The organism is Streptomyces sp. CA189, assembly GCF_056428985.1.
In genome coordinates this window covers 20138-39387 of the sequence record NZ_JBWJVM010000070.1, presented here as the reverse complement: position 1 = coordinate 39387, position 19250 = coordinate 20138, and the positions used below count along the sequence as shown (strand labels likewise).

The window sequence follows — 19250 nt, the reverse complement described above, 5'->3', positions numbered from 1 at the left end:
GGCGCGGCCCGTCACGACACCACGGCCCCGCCCTTGAGCAGCGCGGCTCCGAGCGGCGTCACCGTGTGCAACACGGCGTTGCCCCGCCGCAGCGTGGTGACCAGCCCGGCCTCCCGCATCACCCCCGCGTGCTGGCTCGCGGAGGCCAGCGACACCCCGGCCCGCCGCGCCAGCTCGCTCGTGGTGGCCCCGTCACCGATCGCCTGGAGCACCACCGACCGGGTGTGCCCGACGAGCTTGCCCAGGGTGTGCTGGCGGTGCCGGCGCCGCTCCTCCGCCGGCCGGGCCGCCTCACCGCCGGCCTGCGCCGAGGACGACTCGGCCGCCGCCGGATACACCAGCACGGGCGGCAGCTCCGGATCGTGCAGGGTCACCGCCGTGCGCCGGCAGAAGAAGGAGGGCTGGAGCAGCAGCCCGCGCCCCCGCAGCCGTACGTCCCGGTCCACGGGGTAGTCGCACTCCAGCACCGGCGCCCGCCACCGCAGCATCGGCGGCAGCGAGGCCAGCAGCTCGTCCGCTCCGCCGTCGAGCAGCGCCCGCCCCCGCGCGGCCCGCTCGGCCTCGATCTGCGCCTGGATGTGGCTCCAGTACGGCTCCACGGCCGCCCGGTGGTACCCGCGCAGCTCCCCCAGCAGCCGGGGCAGGTGCGCGGTGTCCCCCTCCATGAAGTCCCGCAGCCGCCTGGGGACCAGGGCCTCGGAGCCGCGGTACGCGGCCCCGCCGGCCGCCGCCGGCATCCCGAAGGCCGCGGCCATGCCCGAGCCCGCCTCCACGCCCCGGCCGAGCAGGGTGAGCTCGCGGCGCAGCCGCTCGGGGCGGATCCCGCGCAGTGCGTCGAGGCCCACGTCCCACCCGTACTGACCCTCCACGGGGGTCAGAAAATCGGGGAAATAGCCGCGGCTCGGTATCAGGGCACCGAGAAGTCGTGTTTCACCATTCAACCTGGTGCGTGTTTCCGCACGCCAATCGCCGAAGAGCCGGGTATCCCGCCGGTCCCGTAAACGGTGAAAACTCAGAATCGTTTCCCACAACGCATCCGGACGCCCTGCCATCCTTACGCGCGCGAGGTCCACTCCAGTGAAATGGATACGCAGCACCCGAACCCCCACCTGTGCAACCGCAATCCCCCCGCCCCTCGAGTATGCACGCCGTCACACGTGGTCACCATGGCCTTTCAGCCACAGTTGAAACCCCTTTCGGCGAAGGTGTGACAACCGAAATCCTGTACTCCGCCGGGCACACTCCGGCGCGACCGAAACGCTCCGCGAAGGCCGTGGGGGGCTTTGCGGGGCCTGGCGGTCGGTCGCACCGGGAAGCGCCGACGTGTCCGGCGGATTGGCGGCAGGCGGTGGACGGGTGGGGATCCGTCCACCGCTTGTTGCTGTTAAGGCATCTGGAACAACATTGAACCAATACTGAGCCCGGGGAACGCCGTGGAACGCCCGCGAACACCGAGGAACGCCGTGGAACACCGGGCCAGGCCGGGGAAATAGACGCGCCTGCCACCGGACGTCAGGGAACCCGGGGGCAGGCGCGGTCAATGGGGGCCCCGGCATCGGGGCCGCGGAGCGGTCAGCGGCTGTCGCTGCCCTTCGCCTCGGCGGCGGCGCGGCCGGCCTCCAGGCGCGCGACCGGAATCCGGAACGGCGAGCAGGAGACGTAGTCCAGGCCGACCTCGTGGAAGAAGTGGACGGACTCGGGGTCGCCGCCGTGCTCTCCGCAGACGCCGAGCTTGAGGTCGGGGCGGGTGGCCCGGCCGGCCTCGACGGCGCTGCGGACCAGCGTGCCGACGCCGTCCCGGTCGATGGTCTCGAAGGGCGAGACCCCGAAGATGCCCTTCTCCAGGTAGGCGGTGAAGAAGCTGGCCTCGACGTCGTCGCGGGAGAAGCCCCACACGGTCTGGGTCAGGTCGTTCGTGCCGAAGGAGAAGAACTGCGCGGCCTCGGCGATCTGGCCGGCGGTGAGCGCGGCGCGGGGCAGCTCGATCATGGTGCCGATGGTCAGCTTGAGGTCGGTGCCGGTGGCGGCCTCGACCTCGGCGATGACCGCGTCGGCCTCCTCGCGGACGATCTCCAGCTCCTGGACGGTGCCCACCAGCGGGACCATGATCTCGGCGCGCGGGTCGCCCTTGGCGTTCTTGCGCTCGGCGGCGGCCTCGGCGATCGCCCGGACCTGCATCTTGAACAGGCCGGGGATGACCAGGCCGAGGCGGACGCCGCGCAGACCCAGCATCGGGTTCTGCTCGTGCAGCTTGTGCACGGCCTGGAGCAGGCGCAGGTCGTTCTCGTTGGCGTCCTTGCGGGACTCGGCGAGGGCGACGCGCACCGACAGCTCGGTGATGTCGGGCAGGAACTCGTGCAGCGGCGGGTCGAGCAGGCGGACGGTGACGGGCAGTCCGTCCATCGCCTCGAACAGCTCGACGAAGTCCTTCTTCTGCAGCGGCAGGAGGGCACTGAGTGCCTCCTCACGCTCCTTGTCGGTGTCCGCGAGGATCAGGCGCTCGACCAGCTCGCGGCGCTCGCCGAGGAACATGTGCTCGGTGCGGCACAGGCCGATGCCCTGGGCGCCGAAGCGGCGGGCGCGCAGCGCGTCCTCGGCGTTGTCGGCGTTGGCGCGCACGCGCAGCCGGCGCACGCGGTCGGCGTAGGCCATGATCCGGTGCACGGCGGCGACGAGCTCGTCGGCGTCGTCGGCGCCGGCGTGCATGCGGCCCTCGAAGTACTCGACGACCGGGGACGGTACGACGGGTACCTCACCGAGGTAGACCTTGCCGGTGGAACCGTCGATGGAGACGACGTCGCCCTCTTCGACGACCGTCCCGCCGACCGTCATGCGGCGGCGCTTGGTGTCGACCTCGAGGTCCTCGGCGCCGCAGACGCAGGTCTTGCCCATGCCGCGGGCGACGACGGCCGCGTGCGAGGTCTTGCCGCCGCGCGAGGTCAGGATGCCCTCGGAGGCGATCATGCCGTCGAGGTCGTCCGGGTTGGTCTCGCGGCGGATCAGGATGACCTTCTCGCCGGAGCGGGACCACTTGACGGCCGTGTAGGAGTCGAAGACGGCCTTGCCGACGGCCGCACCCGGGGAGGCGGCGATACCGCGGCCCAGCAGGGTCGCCTTGGCGCTCTCGTCGAAGCGCGGGAACATCAGCTGCGCGAGCTGGGCGCCGTTGACGCGCTGGAGGGCCTCGGCCTCGTCGATCAGGCCCTGGTCCACGAGCTGGGTGGCGATGCGGAAGGCGGCGCCGGCGGTGCGCTTGCCGACGCGGGTCTGCAGCATCCACAGCTGGCCGCGCTCGATGGTGAACTCGATGTCGCAGAGATCCTTGTAGTGGGTCTCCAGCGTCGTCATGATCGTCATGAGCTGGTCGTACGAGACCTTGTCGATGGTCTCCAGGTCCGCGAGCGGCACGGTGTTGCGGATGCCCGCGACCACGTCCTCGCCCTGGGCGTTCTGGAGGTAGTCGCCGTAGACGCCCGCGTGGCCGGTGGCCGGGTCACGGGTGAAGGCCACGCCGGTGCCCGAGTCGGGGCCGAGGTTGCCGAAGACCATGGAGCAGATGTTGACCGCGGTGCCCAGGTCGCTCGGGATGCGCTCCTGGCGGCGGTAGAGCTTGGCGCGATCGGTGTTCCAGGAGTTGAAGACCGCTTCGACGGCGAGGTCGAGCTGCTCGCGGGCGTCCTGCGGGAACTCGCGGCCGGCCTGCTTGGCGACGATCTTCTTGAAGCGGGTGACCAGCTTCTTCAGGTCGGCGGCGTCGAGGTCCGTGTCGACGGTGACCTTCTTGGCGGCCTTGGCCTCGTCGAGGGCTTCCTCGAAGAGCTCGCCGTCCACGTCGAGGACGGTCTTGCCGAACATCTGGATGAGGCGGCGGTACGAGTCCCACGCGAAGCGCTCGTTGCCGGCCTGGGTGGCGAGGCCGGCGACGGACTCGTCGGAGAGGCCGATGTTGAGGACCGTGTCCATCATTCCCGGCATCGAGAACTTGGCGCCGGAACGCACGGAGACCAGCAGCGGGTCGTCCGACTGGCCGAGCTTCTTGCCCATCTTCGCCTCGAGGGCGGCGAGGTGCGCGCTGACCTCCTCGCGCAGCTCGGCCGGGGCCTCGCCGCTGTCGAGGTAGACCTTGCAGGCCTCGGTGGTGATGGTGAAGCCGGGAGGGACCGGCAGACCCAGGTTGGTCATCTCGGCGAGGTTGGCACCCTTGCCACCGAGAAGGTCCTTGAGGTCGCGGTTGCCCTCCGTGAAGTCGTAGACGAACTTCTGATCTTTGTTTTCCGACACGGGTCTCGACTCCTCGAGGCTCGGTGGCTGCCCTGACGGCCAGGAACATACCCAGATCGAAGGCTTATGGGTACGTCCACTTGGCCGTCATGCGGCCTTAACCACCTGGGTGCCAGCCAATCGAATGTAACTGGCGAGTAGCCAAAACCTACGAAGACCCTTCAGGTCCCGAAGCCCAAGGTGCCCACTGAGGCCTGTTTCCGCTCCGATGAGCGATCATCGATACATTTGCGTTCAAGACTTGAACGAACAAAGGGTGGCACCCAGTGCCACCCTTTGAAAGTCTTACCCGTGGCCATTACGCTCATCTGAGCGAAACCTCACCCATGCGTGGCGTATGTCACGCCACCGGCGGCACGTTTTGCCACCGATTTCTCAGCCTCCGGACGTGTCCAGTTCGGCTTCCTCGCTCACGCCCGCGCAGTCGTACGGATCCTTCAACCAGCCCTCGGGCAGGACAACCCGGTTGTTTCCGGACGTACGGCCCCTCGGGCCGTCCGCGCTGTCCGGCCAGGGCTGATCCAAATCCAGCTCGCTCAGATGAGCATCCAGCTCGGCCAGGGAAGAGGTGACGGCGAGCTTCTGCCGCATCTCCGAACCCACCGAGAAGCCCTTGGTGTACCAGGCCACGTGCTTACGGAAGTCGATCACCCCGCGCGCCTCGTCGCCGATCCACTCCCCCAGCAGCTGGGCGTGGCGGAGCATGGTCTGCCCGACCTCCCGCAGCGTGGGCTTGTGGAAGTCCTCGGGACGCCCCTCGAAGGCCGCCACCAGGTCGTTGAACAGCCACGGGCGCCCCAGGCAGCCGCGCCCGACGACGACACCGTCGCAGCCGGTCTCGCGGACCATGCGCAGCGCGTCCTCGGCGCACCAGATGTCGCCGTTGCCGAGCACCGGGATCTCCGGCACGTGCTCCTTGAGCCGTGCGATGGCCTCCCAGTCGGCGGTGCCGCCGTAGTGCTGGGCGGTGGTGCGGCCGTGCAGGGCTATGGCGGTGATGCCCTCCTCGACGGCGATCCGGCCGGCGTCGAGGTAGGTGAGGTGGTCGTCGTTGATGCCCTTGCGCATCTTCATCGTCACCGGCAGGTCGCCGGCGCCCGCGACAGCCTCGCGCAGGATCGCGCGCAGCAGGTTCCGCTTGTACGGGAGGGCCGAGCCGCCGCCCTTGCGGGTGACCTTGGGCACCGGGCAGCCGAAGTTGAGGTCGATGTGGTCGGCGCGGTCCTCTTCGACGATCATGCGGACCGCCTTGCCGACCGTCGCGGGGTCGACTCCGTACAGCTGGATCGAGCGGGGCTTCTCGGTCTCGTCGAAGTGGATCAGCTGCATGGTCTTCTCGTTGCGCTCGACCAGGGCCCGGGTCGTGATCATCTCGCTCACGAACAGCCCCTTGCCGCCCGAGAACTCGCGGCACAGGGTACGGAACGGGGCGTTGGTGATGCCGGCCATGGGCGCGAGCACCACCGGGGGCTGCACGGTGTGCGGGCCGATCGCGAGAGGCGGGGGGAGCGTGGTCATTCCACCATTGTGGCTCAGTCGTGCCGTTGATCGCATGTCGTTAGTTAGGCGTACTATCGGCCCCATGGACGAGCTGACCCAGCGGCGGCGCCTGCTGATCCTGACGATCTGCTGCATGAGCCTGCTCATCGTCAGCCTGGACAACACGGTCCTGAACGTCGCCCTCCCCGCCATGCGCCGCGACCTGGACGCCTCCGTGGCCGGCATGCAGTGGACGATCGACGCGTACACCCTGGTCCTGGCCTCGCTGCTGATGCTGGCCGGCTCCACCGCGGACCGGATCGGCCGCCGCAAGGTGTTCATCGTCGGCGTCGTGCTCTTCACCGCAGGCTCGGTGCTCTGCTCGCTCGCGCCGAGCCTGGGCTGGCTGATCGCCTTCCGGATGATCCAGGCCGTCGGCGGCTCGATGCTCAACCCGGTCGCCATGTCGATCATCACCAACACCTTCACCGAACCGCGCGAGCGCGCCCGCGCCATCGGCGTCTGGGGCGCGGTCGTCGGCATCTCCATGGCCGCGGGCCCGCTGATCGGCGGCCTGCTCGTGGACTCGGTCGGCTGGCGGTCCATCTTCTGGATCAACCTCCCCGTCGGCCTCCTCGCCCTCGTCCTGACCCTGCGCTACATCCCGGAGTCCCGGGCCGACCACCCGCGCCGCCCGGACCCGATGGGGCAGCTGCTGATCATGGGGCTGCTCGGCTCGGTCACGTTCGGGATCATCGAGGCCCCCGCCGCCGGACTGCGCTCCCCGCTGATCCTGGGGTGCGCACTCGTCGCCGTCTCCTCCCTGGCCGGGCTGGTGGCCTACGAGTCACGGCGGGCGGAGCCCCTGATCGACCCGCGGTTCTTCCGTAGCGCCCCCTTCAGCGGGGCCACGGTGCTCGCGGTCAGCGCCTTCGCCGCGCTGTCCGGGTTCCTGTTCCTGAACACCCTGTACCTCCAGGACGTACGGGGCCTCGACGCCCTGGACGCCGGCCTGTACATGCTGCCGATGGCGGCCTTCGCCTTCCTGTGCGCACCCGTGTCGGGACGGCTCGTCGCCACCCGGGGGCCGCGACTGCCGCTGCTGGTCGCGGGCGTGACGATGAGCGCGAGCGGGCTGCTGTTCGCCGCGTTCTCGGCCGAGAGCTCCACCCCGATGCTGTTCTGCGGGTACGTGCTCTTCGGCATCGGGTTCGGCCTGGTGAACGCGCCGATCACCAACACCGCCGTCTCCGGGATGCCGCGCGCCCAGGCCGGCGTGGCCGCGGCGGTGGCCTCCACCAGCCGGCAGACCGGCGGGGCGCTGGGCGTGGCCGTCGTCGGCGCGGTCCTGGCCGCGGGGCTGGCGGGCGGGTCCGGGTCGGCCGCCGCGTTCGTGGCCGCCGCCCGGCCCGCCTGGTGGATCATCACGGCGTGCGGACTGCTCGTCCTGTTCGTCGGCTTCGCGACCAGCGGCACCTGGGCCCGCGAGACGGCCCTGCGCACGGCCCGCGCCCTGGAGCCGCAGACCGGCCCGGCGAAGACGGGCGCCGCACCGCTGCACTGAGCCGGCGGCGGCCGCGCTCGGCCCGCTGCCCGAGCACCCCTTCACGCTGACGGGTGACAGATATTGAAATCTGTCACTCGTCATGTCACTCTCGTTCCATGACGACGAACCGGAGCACCTCAGCGCACCCCGCGGCACCGCACCGCACCCTCGGCAGCAGCGGCCCCGCGGCCTTCCCCCTGGGGCTGGGCTGCATGGGGATGTCCGCCCTCTACGGCGAGGCCGACCGGGCGGAGTCCCTCGCCACCATCCACGCCGCCCTCGACGCCGGAGTCACCCTCCTCGACACCGGCGACTTCTACGGCATGGGGCACAACGAGCTCCTCATCAACGAAGCCCTGCGCACCGCCCCCGCCGCGGCCCGTGAGAAGGCGCTGACCAGCGTGAAGTTCGGCGCGCTGCGCACGGTCGAGGGCGGTTTCACCGGCTATGACGGGCGGCCGGAGGCCGTCAAGAACTTCCTGGCCTATTCGCTCCAGCGGCTCGGCCGGGACCACATCGACATCTACCGCATCGCCCGCGTGGACCCCGACGTGCCGATCGAGGAGACCGTCGGCGCCATCGCCGAAGCCGTCGCCGCCGGGCACGTCCGGCACATCGGCCTCTCCGAGGTCGGCGCGGACACCCTGCGCCGGGCCGCCGCCGTGGCCCCGATCTCCGACCTCCAGATCGAGTACTCCCTGATCTCGCGCGGGATCGAGGAGGAGATCCTGCCGGCCGCCCGCGAGCTCGGCATCGGCGTCACCGCGTACGGGGTGCTGTCCCGCGGGCTGATCAGCGGCCACTTCACCCGCGACCGGGCACTGGCTCCGGGCGACTTCCGCGGGATGAGCCCGCGCTTCCAGGGCGGCAACCTCGACCGGAACCTCGACCTGGTCGACGCCCTGCGCAAGGTCGCCGACGAGAAGGGCGTCACCGTCGCCCAGACGGCCATCGCCTGGGTGCTCTCGCGGGGCGAGGACATCGTGCCGCTGGTCGGCGCCCGCAGCCGCGAACGGCTCGGCGAGGCACTGGGTGCCCTTCAGGTCGCGCTGACCCCCGCCGACATCGCCGCCATCGAGGACGCGGTCCCGGCCGGTGCGGCCGCCGGCGAGCGGTACCCGGCAGCCCAGATGGCCCACCTGGACAGCGAGCACTGATCCGGCTGTACGGTCGTACTCATGCCACCCGCAGCCGCCGAGCCCCTCACCCCCGAGCGCATCCTCGAAACCACCGAGGAGGTGCTGCGCCGCTTCGGCCCGACCAAGGCGACCGTGGTGGACGTGGCGCGCGCCCTGGGCGTCAGCCACGGCAGCGTGTACCGGCACTTCGCGTCGAAGGCCGCGCTGCGCGAGGCCGTCACGGACCGCTGGCTCGCCAAGAGCGTGGTCATGCTGGAGCGGATCGCCTCGGCGCCGGCCGAGTCGGCCCCCTCCAAGCTGGAGTCCTGGCTGGAGGCACTGTTCGAGGCCAAGCGCCACAAGGCGGGTGACGACCCGGAGCTGTTCGCCACGTACATCGTGCTGCTCGACGAGAACAGCGGCGTGGTGGAGCAGCACCTGACCGAGCTGATCGACCAGCTGTCCCGGATCATCGGCGAGGGGGTCGCGGCGGGATCGCTCAGCGCGCCCGACGTACCGGCCGCCGCGCGCGCGGTGTTCGACGCCACCGGCCGCTTCCACGATCCGCAGTACGCGGCGGACTGGCGGGGGCCGACGATCACCGCCGAGTTCGAGGCGGTCACCGCCCTGGTCATCCGGGGCCTGCGCGCCTGACGGCACGGCAAGACGGCAGTGGCCCGGTGCGCGAAGCGCACCGGGCCACTGCCGTTCTCGCGGCGGGACCTAGCAGCCGAGCAGGCGGCTGCCGAGGTAGCTCTGGATCTGGTCCAGGGAGACGCGCTCCTGCTTCATGGTGTCGCGCTCGCGCACGGTCACCGCGTTGTCGTCGAGGGTGTCGAAGTCGACGGTGACGCAGAACGGCGTACCGATCTCGTCCTGGCGGCGGTAGCGGCGGCCGATGGCGCCCGCGTCGTCGAACTCGATGTTCCAGTACTTGCGCAGGTCGGCGGCGAGGCCCTTGGCCTTCGGCGACAGCTGCGCGTTGCGGGACAGCGGCAGGACGGCGACCTTGACCGGGGCCAGGCGCGGGTCGAGGCGCATCACGGTGCGCTTCTCCATGACGCCCTTGGCGTTGGGGGCCTCGTCCTCGTTGTACGCGTCGAGCATGAAGGCGAGCATGGCGCGGTTGACACCGGCCGCGGGCTCGATGACGTACGGGGTGTACTTCTCCTTGGTCTCCTGGTCGAAGTAGAGGAGGTCCGTGCCGGAGGCGGCGGAGTGCGCCTTGAGGTCGAAGTCGGTGCGGTTGGCGACGCCCTCGAGCTCGGAGAACTCATTGCCACCGAAGTTGAAGCGGTACTCGATGTCGGCGGTGCGCTTCGAGTAGTGGGACAGCTTCTCCTTCGGGTGGTCGTACCAGCGGATGTTCTCCTCGCGGATGCCGAGGTCGCGGTACCAGTTCCACCGCTCCTGCATCCAGTACTCCTGCCACTGCTCGTCCTCGCCCGGCTTGACGAAGAACTCCATCTCCATCTGCTCGAACTCGCGGGTGCGGAAGATGAAGTTGCCGGGGGTGATCTCGTTGCGGAAGGACTTGCCCATCTGCGCGATGCCGAACGGGGGCTTCTTGCGCGAGGTGGTCATCACGTGGGCGAAGTTGGTGAAGATGCCCTGGGCGGTCTCGGGGCGCAGGTACGCCTTGGAGCCGGTGTCCTGGGTCGGGCCGAGGTGGGTCTCCAGCATGCCGGAGAACTGCTTGGGCTCGGTGAACTGGCCCTTCACGCCGCAGTTGGGGCAGTTGATGTCCGCGAGACCGTTGGCGGGCACACGGCCGTGCTTGGCCTCGTACGCCTCTTCCAGGTGGTCGGCGCGGTGGCGCTTGTGACAGGAGGTGCACTCGGTCAGCGGGTCCGAGAAGGTGCCGACGTGGCCGGAGGCCACCCAGACCTCGGGGGCCAGGATCACGGACGAGTCGAGGCCGACGATGTCCTCACGCCCGGTGACCATCGCCTTCCACCACTGGCGCTTGATGTTCTCCTTGAGCTCGACACCGAGCGGACCGTAATCCCAGGCGGCCTTGGAGCCGCCGTAGATGTCACTGCACGGGAAAACGAAGCCACGGCGCTTGCTCAGGCTGACGATGGTTTCGATCTTGTCGGCGGCCACGGTGCTCTCTTCATTTACGAGGACGAACGGCGAAGCCTCAAGGTTACCGGCGCCCGCACCCCCCCTTTCAAATCGGGACCCCCGTCCACGGGCCCTCCGCACCCTCCTCACCTGGGTTTTTGACAATCGTTTCCATCTTTGATGAAAATGGATGTCATGAACGTACGACGCCTCATACCCACCGCCGCCCTCGCCGCGACCGTCGCCCTCGCCGCCACGGCCCTCACCGCCTGCTCGGGCACGGCCGGAGCCGCCGGGGCCGAGGACGGCAAGCTCGACGTGATGGCGTCGTTCTATCCGATGCAGTTCCTCGCCGAGCAGATCGGCAAGGGCCATGTGAAGGTCGACACCCTCACCAAGCCCGGGGTCGAGCCGCACGACCTGGAGATCACCCCGAAGCAGACCGCGCAGCTCGGCGAGGCCGATGTCGTCATCTACCTCAAGACGCTGCAGCCCGCCGTCGACAAGGCCGTCGCCCAGTCCGGCGTGAAGAACGTCGTCGACGCCGCCACCCTCACCAAGCTGGAGGTGCACGGCACCTCCGGCCACGACGAGCACGGCGCCGAACCGGGCCACGGCGAAGCGGGCCACGAGCACACCGAGGGCGACGAGCACGCGAAGGCCGAAGAGCACGCCGCGGACGACGGCCACAACCACGGCGAATCCGGCGAGGACCCGCACGTCTGGCTCGACCCGGTCAAGTACGCCGAGCTCGCCAAGGGCGTCGGCTCGGCCCTGGAGAAGTCCGACCCCGACCACGCGGCGGACTACAAGAAGAACACCGACGACCTCGTCGCCAAGCTGGGCGCGCTGGACACCGAGTTCAAGGACGGCCTGAAGAACACGGCCTCCAAGACCTTCATCACCACCCACTCCGCCTTCGGCTACCTCGCCGAGCGCTACGGCCTCGACCAGGAGGGCATCTCCGGCGTCGACCCCGAGTCCGAGCCGAGCCCGGCACGAATGAAGGAGCTGCAGGCCCTCGCGAAGCAGGACAATGTGACGACGGTGTTCTTCGAGACCCTGGCCAGCGACAAGACGGCCAAGACCCTCGCGACGGACACCGGCCTGAAGACCGACGTCCTGGATCCCCTGGAGGGAATCACGGACAAGTCCCAGGGCGCTGACTACTTCGAGGTCATGCGGGCCAACCTGAAGAACCTCCAGAAGGCACTCGGCAGCAAGTAATGGCAGCAGCAATAGCGGCAACGGAGGCGCGAGCCATGGAGTCCAAGCCCACCCAGGCCCTGGACCAGCCCGTCATATCCCTGCGCGGGGCCACGGCCTCGCTCGGCTCGCGCCCCGTGCTGCGCGGCATCGACCTCACCGTCCGCCGCGGTGAGGTCGTCGCCCTGCTCGGCGCCAACGGCTCCGGCAAGTCCACGGCCGTCCGCGCCGTGGTCGGCCAGGTCCCGCTGAGCGACGGCGCCCTGTCCCTCTTCGGCACCGAGTTCAAGCGCTTCCGCGACTGGTCGCGCATCGGGTACGTGCCCCAGCGCACCACCGCCGCCAGCGGGGTCCCCGCCACCGTCCGCGAGGTCGTCTCGGCCGGCCGGCTCGCCCGCACCCGTTTCGGGTTCCTGCGCAAGGCCGACAAGGCCGCGGTGGACCGCGCGCTGGACCTGGTCGACATGGGCTCCCACGCCGACGCCTCCGTCAACGCCCTCTCCGGCGGCCAGCACCAGCGGGTGCTCATCGCCCGCGCGCTCGCCGGCGAACCCGAGCTGCTGATCATGGACGAGCCGATGGCCGGCGTGGACCTGGCCAACCAGGAGGTCCTCGCGAACGCCCTGCGCAGCCAGGTCGTCGCCGGGACCACCGTGCTGCTGGTCCTGCACGAGCTGGGACCGCTGGAGCCGCTCATCGACCGCGCCGTCGTCCTGCGCGACGGCTGCGTCACGCACGACGGCCCGCCCCCGGAGGCCCTGGGCCAGCACGCACTGCCGGGCCACGACCACGTACACCCCCACGCGGCGCACGACGCCGAGCCGCTCCGGACGGGACTGCTGAGCTGATGGACCTCCTCGACTACGCCTTCATGCAGCGGGCCCTCATCGCCGCCGCCCTCGTCGGCATCACGGCCCCCGCGATCGGCACGTACCTCGTGCAGCGCCGCCAGGCCGTCATGGGCGACGGCATCGGGCACGTGGCCATGACCGGCGTCGCGCTCGGCTTCCTGCTCAACACGAGCCCCGTGTGGATGGCCACCCTCGTCGCGATCATCGGCGCGGTCGGCATGGAACTGATCCGCTCCCGCGGCAAGACCAGCGGGGACATCGCACTGGCCATGCTCTTCTACGGCGGCCTGGCCGGCGGCGTCATGATCATCAACCTGGCTCCGGGCGGCTCGACGGCCAACCTGACGAGCTACCTCTTCGGCTCCATCACCACCGTCTCGGCCGAGGACATCACCGCGGTCGTGATCCTCGCCCTGTTCGTCGTCGCCGTCACCCTGGGCCTGCGCCGGCAGCTGTTCGCCGTCTGCCAGGACGAGGAATTCGCCCGGGTCACCGGCCTGCCGGTGCGCTTCCTGAACCTGCTGATGGCCGTCACCGCCGCCGTCACCGTCACCGTCGCGATGCGCATCGTCGGCCTGCTGCTGGTCAGCGCCATGATGGTGATCCCGGTCGCGGCCGCCCAGCGCGTCACCCGCGGGTTCACCGCCACCCTGACGGTGGCCATGGTCATCGGCGTGCTGGTCTCGCTGTCCGGCACGGCCGCCACGTACTACATCGACGCGCCGTCCGGCGGCACGATCGTGCTGCTCGCCATCGCCGTCTTCATGGTGATGACGGCGGTGTCCACCCCCCTGGCCCGGCGCCGGGCCAGGGCCGCCCGCGCCGCCGAAGAAGTCTGTACGCGGGACGACGTAAAGGTCTGAAGACCTCGGGCAGGCGGCCGCCTGGCACAATGGCCCGAGGCCGAGACGAGGAGGAACCGGTGGCGACTGCGCCTGGCGAGATGAATACCGCGCCAGTACGAGGACGATCCACCCGACAGCGGGCCGCCGTGGCGGCGGCGCTGGACGAGGTGGACGAGTTCCGCAGTGCCCAGGAACTCCACGACATGCTCAAGCACCGCGGTGATTCCGTGGGCCTGACCACCGTCTACCGCACCCTGCAGTCCCTCGCGGACGCCGGCGAGGTCGACGTGCTGCGGACCAGCGACGGCGAGTCCGTCTACCGGCGCTGCTCCACCGGGGAACACCACCACCACCTGGTCTGCCGCAAGTGCGGCAAGGCCGTCGAGGTGGAGGGCCCGGCGGTGGAGAAGTGGGCGGAGGCGATCGCGGCCGAACACGGCTTCGTGAACGTCGCCCACACGGTGGAGGTCTTCGGCACCTGCGCGGACTGCGCGGCGGCCGCGGCCTAGGTCGTCTCTTGGCCTAGGTCGTCTCTTTCGGATGACGGCCTAGAGCCGCTTCAGGTTCCGGTCGAGGATCGCCCGCAGCCGGTCGATGTCGCCGGGGTGCTGGGCGCCCCGCTTCGGGAGCACCCCGATGGCGGCCGCGCGCGTGCCCCCGATGAGGACGAACAGCTCGGGCGTCTCGACGTACCGCGGGAAGAGCTTCCAGTCGGCCGAGAAGGACATGGTCTCGCCCGTGGTCACGGCGCCCCGGTCGTCTGCCGTCGTGCGGCACTCCCCGTACTGCCCCACGACGCTGTGGATCTGGCGGGCCATGCTGCGCCGGACAAACCGGGCACCGATGAGCCCGACGCCCAGCGACACCACCGCGCCGCCCACGAGGACGACCGGCAGGACTCCGCGGACCAGGCCGAACGCCGTCACGAGGACGGCCGTCATCAGCGGGATCGCGGCCGTCTCCGCCCGGCCCGCTCCCGTCCGCCGGGCGCGGGCCCGGACGGCCCCCCGAACGTCCGCGAGCGTCGGCCTGTACGCCAATACGACCTGTTCCGTGTGCTGCGCCTGATCTCCACCCGTGTGCATGACACGGGAGCGTAGACGAGGCTCAGGCCGAGGTGCCCGGCTCCCCCTGGTTCGGGACGGCCCCGCCGAAGCGGCGGTCGCGCTGGGCGTACTCGTAGCAGGCCTGCCAGAGGTTGCGGCGGTCGAAGTCGGGCCACAGGACGTCCTGGAACACCATCTCGGCGTAGGCGCTCTGCCAGAGCAGGTAGTTGGAGGTGCGCTGCTCGCCGCTCGGGCGCAGGAAGAGGTCCACGTCCGGCATGTCCGGGTAGTACATGTACTTCGCGAAGGTCTTCTCGTTGACCTTCGAGGGGTCCAGCTTCCCCGCCGCCACATCGCGCGCGATGGCCTGCGCCGCGTCCGCGATCTCGGCGCGGCCGCCGTAGTTGACGCAGAAGTAGAGGGTCATCGCGTCGTTGTCGACGGTCTGCTCCTGCGCGACCTGGAGCTCCTGGACGACCGACTTCCACATCTTCGGCATGCGGCCGACCCAGCGGATGCGGATGCCCAGCTCGTTCATCTCGTCGCGGCGGCGCCGGATGACGTCGCGGTTGAAGTTCATGAGGAAGCGGACCTCGTCGGGCGAGCGCTTCCAGTTCTCCGTCGAGAAGGCGTACAGGGAGAGGTTCTTGACGCCCATCTCCAGGCAGCCCTTGAGCACGTCGAGTACGACGCCCTCGCCCACCTTGTGGCCCTCGGTGCGCGGCAGGCCGCGCTCCTTGGCCCAGCGGCCGTTGCCGTCCATGACGACCGCGACGTGGTTCGGGATGAGCTCGCCGGGGATCTTCGGCGGGCGCTCACCGGAGGGGTGCGGCTCGGGAACCTTGTACTCCCGGCGAGAGCGTCCCAGAATCCCGCGTCGTGCCATGTGCCCAGCTCCTATTTCTCGACGTATCGAAGGGAGCGTAGTCCGCGCTCCAGATGCCAGTGCAAGTAGGCGGAAACCAGCCCGCTGCCCTCCCGCACGTGACGCGCCTCGCACGCGTCGGCGTGGGCCCAGTCGCCCGTCAGCAGCGCGCTGAGCAGGGCGATGGCCTCCGACGAGGGTACGACGCTGCCGGGGACGCGGCAGTCGCCGCATATGACCCCGCCCGCGGCGACGGAGAAGTGCCGGTTGGGTCCGTGGAGTCCGCACTTCGCGCAGTCGTCGAAGCTGGGCGCGTAGCCGTTGACGGCGAGGGAGCGCAGCAGGAAGGCGTCGAGGATGAGGTTCGGCGCGTGTTCGCCGCGCGAGAGGGTGCGCAGGGCGCCGACGAGCAGCAGGTACTGCTGTACGGCGGGTTCGCCCTCGTGGTCGGTGAACCGCTCGGCGGTCTCCAGCATCGCGGTGCCGGCGGTGTAGCGGGCGTAGTCGGTGACGATGCCGTTGCCGTACGGGGCGATGATCTGGGTCTGTGTGCAGAGCGGGAGGCTGCGGCCGATCAGTTCGCCGCCGCGCGAGAAGAACTGCACGTCGGCGTGGGAGAAAGGTTCCAGCCCGGCGCCGAACTTGGACTTGGTGCGCCGGACGCCGCGGGCGACGGCCCGGACCCGGCCGTGGCCCCGGGTCAGGAGCGTGATGATGCGGTCCGCCTCACCCAGCTTCTGGGTGCGCAGCACGATGCCGTCGTCGCGGAACAGACTCATGGAGCCCATTGTCCTGTACCCCACCGACAAGGCGGACTCCCCGACGAGGCGGACTCCCCCGGAACGGCAGCGACCCCCGCCGGGCCCGAGGCCCGGCGGGGGACACCCCTTGGGAGGATCAGGCGGTCGGCGCCGGGGCGGGCTCGCCCTCGCCCGACTGGGCCGGAATGGCTGCCGTGGGCTCGTCGTCCGCCGCCGGGGCGGCGTCCTTCGACGCGTCGGCCTTCGGAGCGTCGGCCAGCAGGGAGTCGGCCAGCGGGGCGCCGTGCGCGTCGTCCTTGCCCAGACCGTTGAAGATCAGGTTCAGGACGATGGCGGCGGTGGCACCGAGGGTCACGCCGCTGTTGAGGAGCGAGGAGAGGTCCGCGTCCATGTGGTCCTTGAAGAGGACCGGCACGGTGGCGGGGAGCAGCGCGAAGGCCAGGGAGACGCCCACGATGAGCGCGTTCTTCTCCTCCTTGAGGTCGACCTTGGCCAGGGTCTGGATGCCCGCCAGGGCGACCATCGCGAACATCACGGTCGCGGCGCCGCCGAGCACTCCGTGCGGGACCGCGGCGACGATCGCGGCGGCCTTGGGGAGCAGGCCGAGCACGATCATGAAGACACCCGCGGCGACCACGACGAAGCGGCTCTTGACCTTGGTCATGCGGACCAGGCCGACGTTCTCCGCGAAGGCCACGTACGGGAAGGAGTTGAGGACACCGCCGAGGGCGGTCGCGGCTCCGTCGGCACGCAGGGCGCGGGCCACGGTCTCGCTGTCGATGTCCTTGCCGACGATGTCGCCGACGGCGTAGGTGTCGCCGGTGGTCTCGACCATGGTGATCAGCATGACGATGAGCATCAGGACGATCGGGAACCACTCGAACTTCGGGGCGCCGTAGTAGAACGGCGTGGTGATGCCGATCCAGTCCGAGTTGCTCACGTTGCCGAACTTGGCGTCGCCGAGCAGGAAGGCGACGGCGGTGCCGCCGACGAGGCCGAGCAGGATGGAGATGCTGTTGAGGAACGGCCGGCCGAGCTTCATCAGGATGAGGATGAAGAGCATCGTGCCGCCGGCGTAGGCGAAGTGCTTCGGGTCACCGAAGTCGGGGCTGCCGAGGCCGCCCGCGGCGTCGTTCAGTCCGACCGGGATCAGCACGATGCCGAGGACGGTGATCACCGTGCCGGTGACGACCGGCGGGAAGAGCCGCATGATCATGCGGAAGGCCTTGGGAGGCAGCCAGGCGAAGGCGAAGGTGGCGATGCCGGCCGTGATGACCGCGCCGTAGATGACGAGGAGGCCCGCCGTCCCGCCGCCCGCTCCGAGACCTATGGCGATCATCGGGGACACCGCGGTGAAGGTGACGCCCTGGATCAGGGGCAGCCGCGCCCCGATCCTGCCGATGCCCCACGCCTGGATGATCGAGGCGATACCGCAGGTGAGGAGGTCGGCATTGATCAGGTAGACCAGCTGCTCGGCGGAGAGCCCGAGGGCACCACCGACGATGATCGGAACGATCACCGCACCGGCGTAGAACGCGAGTACGTGCTGGAAGCCGTACAGCGCGAGCTTGGGGAGGGGGAGCACCTCGTCGACCGGGTGCGTGCTCTGCTTTCCGGTGGCGGAAAGCGGTGCGGCGACACGTGCCATCTCTGCCTTGCCCTTCAATGAGGTAGGTAACTGAGAGGAAGCTGAAGGAAGCTGGTTATCCCTGGCCGGAGTGGGTCGTTAGCCCGTTGATCCGTCAGGGTTGTCAGTGCGTCCACGTGAATCGAAGCTCCGCGGTGTTACCGGCGGCGTCTCCTCGTGTGACCGGAATTGAACGCCTGTGGGGCCGCTCACAGATATCGTCGGCTGCTACAAAATGTTGACGCGCAGACGTACGGGCTCTGGAGGTTTCTCCAGTGGTGGGGACTCCCGGATTCAGCTATGGCCAACGCTCGACGGAATCGGCGCTTCCCGCTGCGCGAACGCGAAGGCCCTCCGCGGTGACGTGCGGGTTAACACTCCGCGAGCCGTTCGGCCACGCAAAGAAGAAGGCCCCGCTCCGTCCGTCCATCCTGTGGAAACACTCCGTACGGATAGCACGGCTCCGCGGTTCACAGCACGCGGAAGGATCTCGAAAACGAGGGTGCGAGGCCCGATCGTTATCTCGGAATGTGCCGTTTTCGCCCGCCCCGGGGCCGTGGCCACGTCCGAAACGGTCCCCCCGGCCGAAACGATCTCCCGGTCCCGGGTCGCGTACGGATCCGCCCGCGAGGCGCCGCGCCGCGGAGGGGGCTGTGCGAGGCCCCGCGCCGCCTCATGGCGGCGCACCCCGCCCCGGGGTCTCCGGGGGCGGGGTGCGCGGCCTCGCAGCGTCCGGTGCGGGCCCTACGGCGCCCGGACCGCCGACAGCAGCCGCGCGACCTCGTCCGCGTCGATCCGCAGCGCCGCGCCCACCGTCGCCAGCACCTCGCGCTCCGCGGGGATGTACGGGCCGTCGGCCAGCGCGACGCGCGCGCCCTGCAGCAGGATCGATTCGCGGCCCGGGCCGGCCAGGTGCGGGGCCAGCGGCTCCAGGGCCTCGTGCAGTTCGATCGAGAGCGCGGCGCCGTAGCAGTCGGGGCCGTCGTAGAGCCCGAGCCGCCCCTCCTCGGCGGCCAGCCCCTCGATGAGGGACTCCAGCTGCTCCTCGGTGCAGTCCTGGAACCCGGCGGACCGTACGGCGCCCACGGCGGCCTCCAGCGCACTGCGCGAGGCCGTCCCGCCGGCGGCCAGCACGGCCAGGGTCACGGTGTGCACGGCGTCGCGCAGCAGCGCGGAGAAGCGGGTGGTGGTGAGGTAGTCCAGGACGTCGGTGCCGAACCGCTCGCGGCAGCCCTGGCACTCGACGACGGGACCCGCCTGCCCGCGGGGCAGCAGCGGCACACCGAGGACGGTGAACCGGCGGCGCCCCGTGCGCCGTCGGTAGTTACGGTCGCCACCGCAGTCGGGGCAGAAGAACTCCCCGTCCCCCACGGTGCTCCAGGTGGTGCGGATGCCCCAGACCGTCAGCTTCCGGCCGTCCCCACCCCGAACTGGCAGCACGTCGCACCTCCGTAACCTTCCGGCAACATCGCCGGGTTGGCGTGATGTTAGCCACATCGGTGAGGATGCGTCAGTCGTGTGACAAGACAACATCCTCCGTCCGCCGTACTTGGCTGAT

16 protein-coding genes are annotated in these 19250 nt (G+C 70.0%); 7 read left to right on the top strand and 9 right to left on the bottom strand.

The window, feature by feature from the left end; translation table 11 throughout:
• Window positions 1-11 precede the first annotated feature (11 nt).
• From AC061S_RS34825 to dusB, 3 genes are all read right to left on the bottom strand, one after another.
• On the bottom strand, window positions 12-1097 hold the full coding sequence (locus AC061S_RS34825; RefSeq protein ID WP_478689881.1) for an ArsR/SmtB family transcription factor: 1086 nt from the start codon (window positions 1095-1097) through the stop codon (window positions 12-14).
• A gap of 475 nt (window positions 1098-1572) precedes the next feature.
• Window positions 1573-4281, bottom strand: a complete 2709-nt coding sequence (ppdK, locus tag AC061S_RS34820; RefSeq protein WP_478689880.1) for a pyruvate, phosphate dikinase — start codon at window positions 4279-4281, stop codon at window positions 1573-1575.
• A gap of 375 nt (window positions 4282-4656) precedes the next feature.
• On the bottom strand, window positions 4657-5799 hold the full coding sequence (gene dusB / locus AC061S_RS34815) for a tRNA dihydrouridine synthase DusB (protein ID WP_266909012.1): 1143 nt from the start codon (window positions 5797-5799) through the stop codon (window positions 4657-4659).
• Between the two features lie 64 nt (window positions 5800-5863).
• Here dusB and AC061S_RS34810 point away from each other — a divergent pair, with 64 nt between their 5' ends.
• The 3 genes from AC061S_RS34810 (at window position 5864) to AC061S_RS34800 (ending at window position 9078) form a co-directional block, all read left to right on the top strand.
• Entirely contained in the window at window positions 5864-7324 is a 1461-nt protein-coding gene (locus AC061S_RS34810) for an MFS transporter (protein WP_478689879.1), read from the top strand.
• Window positions 7325-7422: 98 nt separating this feature from the next.
• Window positions 7423-8463, top strand: a complete 1041-nt coding sequence (locus AC061S_RS34805) for an aldo/keto reductase (protein ID WP_478689878.1) — start codon at window positions 7423-7425, stop codon at window positions 8461-8463.
• Window positions 8464-8484: 21 nt separating this feature from the next.
• Window positions 8485-9078 carry a TetR/AcrR family transcriptional regulator gene (locus AC061S_RS34800; protein ID WP_478689877.1) on the top strand — a complete coding sequence of 198 codons (594 nt, stop codon included), beginning with the start codon at window positions 8485-8487 and terminating at the stop codon, window positions 9076-9078.
• Between the two features lie 69 nt (window positions 9079-9147).
• Here AC061S_RS34800 and AC061S_RS34795 read toward each other — a convergent pair whose 3' ends face one another.
• Window positions 9148-10530: a glycine--tRNA ligase gene (locus AC061S_RS34795; protein ID WP_478689876.1), complete on the bottom strand. Its 1383-nt coding sequence runs from the start codon at window positions 10528-10530 to the stop codon at window positions 9148-9150.
• A 156-nt stretch (window positions 10531-10686) separates the two neighbouring features.
• Here AC061S_RS34795 and AC061S_RS34790 point away from each other — a divergent pair, with 156 nt between their 5' ends.
• The 4 genes from AC061S_RS34790 (at window position 10687) to AC061S_RS34775 (ending at window position 13902) form a co-directional block, all read left to right on the top strand.
• Complete coding sequence (locus tag AC061S_RS34790) at window positions 10687-11718, top strand: metal ABC transporter substrate-binding protein (protein WP_478689875.1); 1032 nt, start codon at window positions 10687-10689, stop codon at window positions 11716-11718.
• Between the two features lie 35 nt (window positions 11719-11753).
• A complete protein-coding gene (locus AC061S_RS34785; protein ID WP_478689874.1) occupies window positions 11754-12545 on the top strand; it encodes a metal ABC transporter ATP-binding protein in 792 nt (263 codons plus the stop codon).
• Complete coding sequence (locus tag AC061S_RS34780) at window positions 12545-13411, top strand: metal ABC transporter permease (RefSeq protein WP_356515458.1); 867 nt, start codon at window positions 12545-12547, stop codon at window positions 13409-13411. The genes AC061S_RS34785 and AC061S_RS34780 overlap by 1 nt, the downstream gene beginning before the upstream one ends.
• An 80-nt stretch (window positions 13412-13491) precedes the next feature.
• Window positions 13492-13902 (top strand): Fur family transcriptional regulator, encoded by a 411-nt coding sequence (locus AC061S_RS34775; protein ID WP_478689889.1) that lies wholly within the window; start codon window positions 13492-13494, stop codon window positions 13900-13902.
• Between the two features lie 39 nt (window positions 13903-13941).
• Here AC061S_RS34775 and AC061S_RS34770 read toward each other — a convergent pair whose 3' ends face one another.
• From AC061S_RS34770 to AC061S_RS34750, 5 genes are all read right to left on the bottom strand, one after another.
• Window positions 13942-14478, bottom strand: coding sequence for a YcxB family protein (locus AC061S_RS34770; RefSeq protein WP_478689873.1), 537 nt, complete (start codon window positions 14476-14478; stop codon window positions 13942-13944).
• A 22-nt stretch (window positions 14479-14500) separates the two neighbouring features.
• Entirely contained in the window at window positions 14501-15325 is an 825-nt protein-coding gene (locus tag AC061S_RS34765) for an isoprenyl transferase (protein ID WP_478689872.1), read from the bottom strand.
• An 11-nt stretch (window positions 15326-15336) separates the two neighbouring features.
• Window positions 15337-16083 (bottom strand): DNA repair protein RecO, encoded by a 747-nt coding sequence (gene recO, locus AC061S_RS34760; protein ID WP_478689871.1) that lies wholly within the window; start codon window positions 16081-16083, stop codon window positions 15337-15339.
• A gap of 118 nt (window positions 16084-16201) precedes the next feature.
• The gene (locus tag AC061S_RS34755; protein WP_478689870.1) at window positions 16202-17713 is read right to left on the bottom strand and encodes a nucleobase:cation symporter-2 family protein; all 1512 of its coding nucleotides are present in this window, start codon (window positions 17711-17713) and stop codon (window positions 16202-16204) included.
• A gap of 723 nt (window positions 17714-18436) precedes the next feature.
• Complete coding sequence (locus tag AC061S_RS34750; protein WP_478689869.1) at window positions 18437-19132, bottom strand: TerB family tellurite resistance protein; 696 nt, start codon at window positions 19130-19132, stop codon at window positions 18437-18439.
• Between the last annotated feature and the right edge of the window lie 118 nt (window positions 19133-19250).

Excerpts from the sequence above, each read along its gene's own strand:
- dusB (WP_266909012.1), bottom strand. The coding sequence starts at position 5,799 with ATGACCACGCTCCCCCCGCCTCTCGCGATCGGCCCGCACACCGTGCAG.
- AC061S_RS34810 (WP_478689879.1), top strand. The coding sequence starts at position 5,864 with ATGGACGAGCTGACCCAGCGGCGGCGCCTGCTGATCCTGACGATCTGC.
- AC061S_RS34805 (WP_478689878.1), top strand. The coding sequence starts at position 7,423 with ATGACGACGAACCGGAGCACCTCAGCGCACCCCGCGGCACCGCACCGC.
- AC061S_RS34800 (WP_478689877.1), top strand. The coding sequence starts at position 8,485 with ATGCCACCCGCAGCCGCCGAGCCCCTCACCCCCGAGCGCATCCTCGAA.
- AC061S_RS34790 (WP_478689875.1), top strand. The coding sequence starts at position 10,687 with ATGAACGTACGACGCCTCATACCCACCGCCGCCCTCGCCGCGACCGTC.
- AC061S_RS34785 (WP_478689874.1), top strand. The coding sequence starts at position 11,754 with ATGGAGTCCAAGCCCACCCAGGCCCTGGACCAGCCCGTCATATCCCTG.
- AC061S_RS34780 (WP_356515458.1), top strand. The coding sequence starts at position 12,545 with ATGGACCTCCTCGACTACGCCTTCATGCAGCGGGCCCTCATCGCCGCC.
- AC061S_RS34775 (WP_478689889.1), top strand. The coding sequence starts at position 13,492 with ATGAATACCGCGCCAGTACGAGGACGATCCACCCGACAGCGGGCCGCC.
- AC061S_RS34770 (WP_478689873.1), bottom strand. The coding sequence starts at position 14,478 with ATGCACACGGGTGGAGATCAGGCGCAGCACACGGAACAGGTCGTATTG.
- AC061S_RS34765 (WP_478689872.1), bottom strand. The coding sequence starts at position 15,325 with ATGGCACGACGCGGGATTCTGGGACGCTCTCGCCGGGAGTACAAGGTT.
- recO (WP_478689871.1), bottom strand. The coding sequence starts at position 16,083 with ATGAGTCTGTTCCGCGACGACGGCATCGTGCTGCGCACCCAGAAGCTG.
- AC061S_RS34755 (WP_478689870.1), bottom strand. The coding sequence starts at position 17,713 with ATGGCACGTGTCGCCGCACCGCTTTCCGCCACCGGAAAGCAGAGCACG.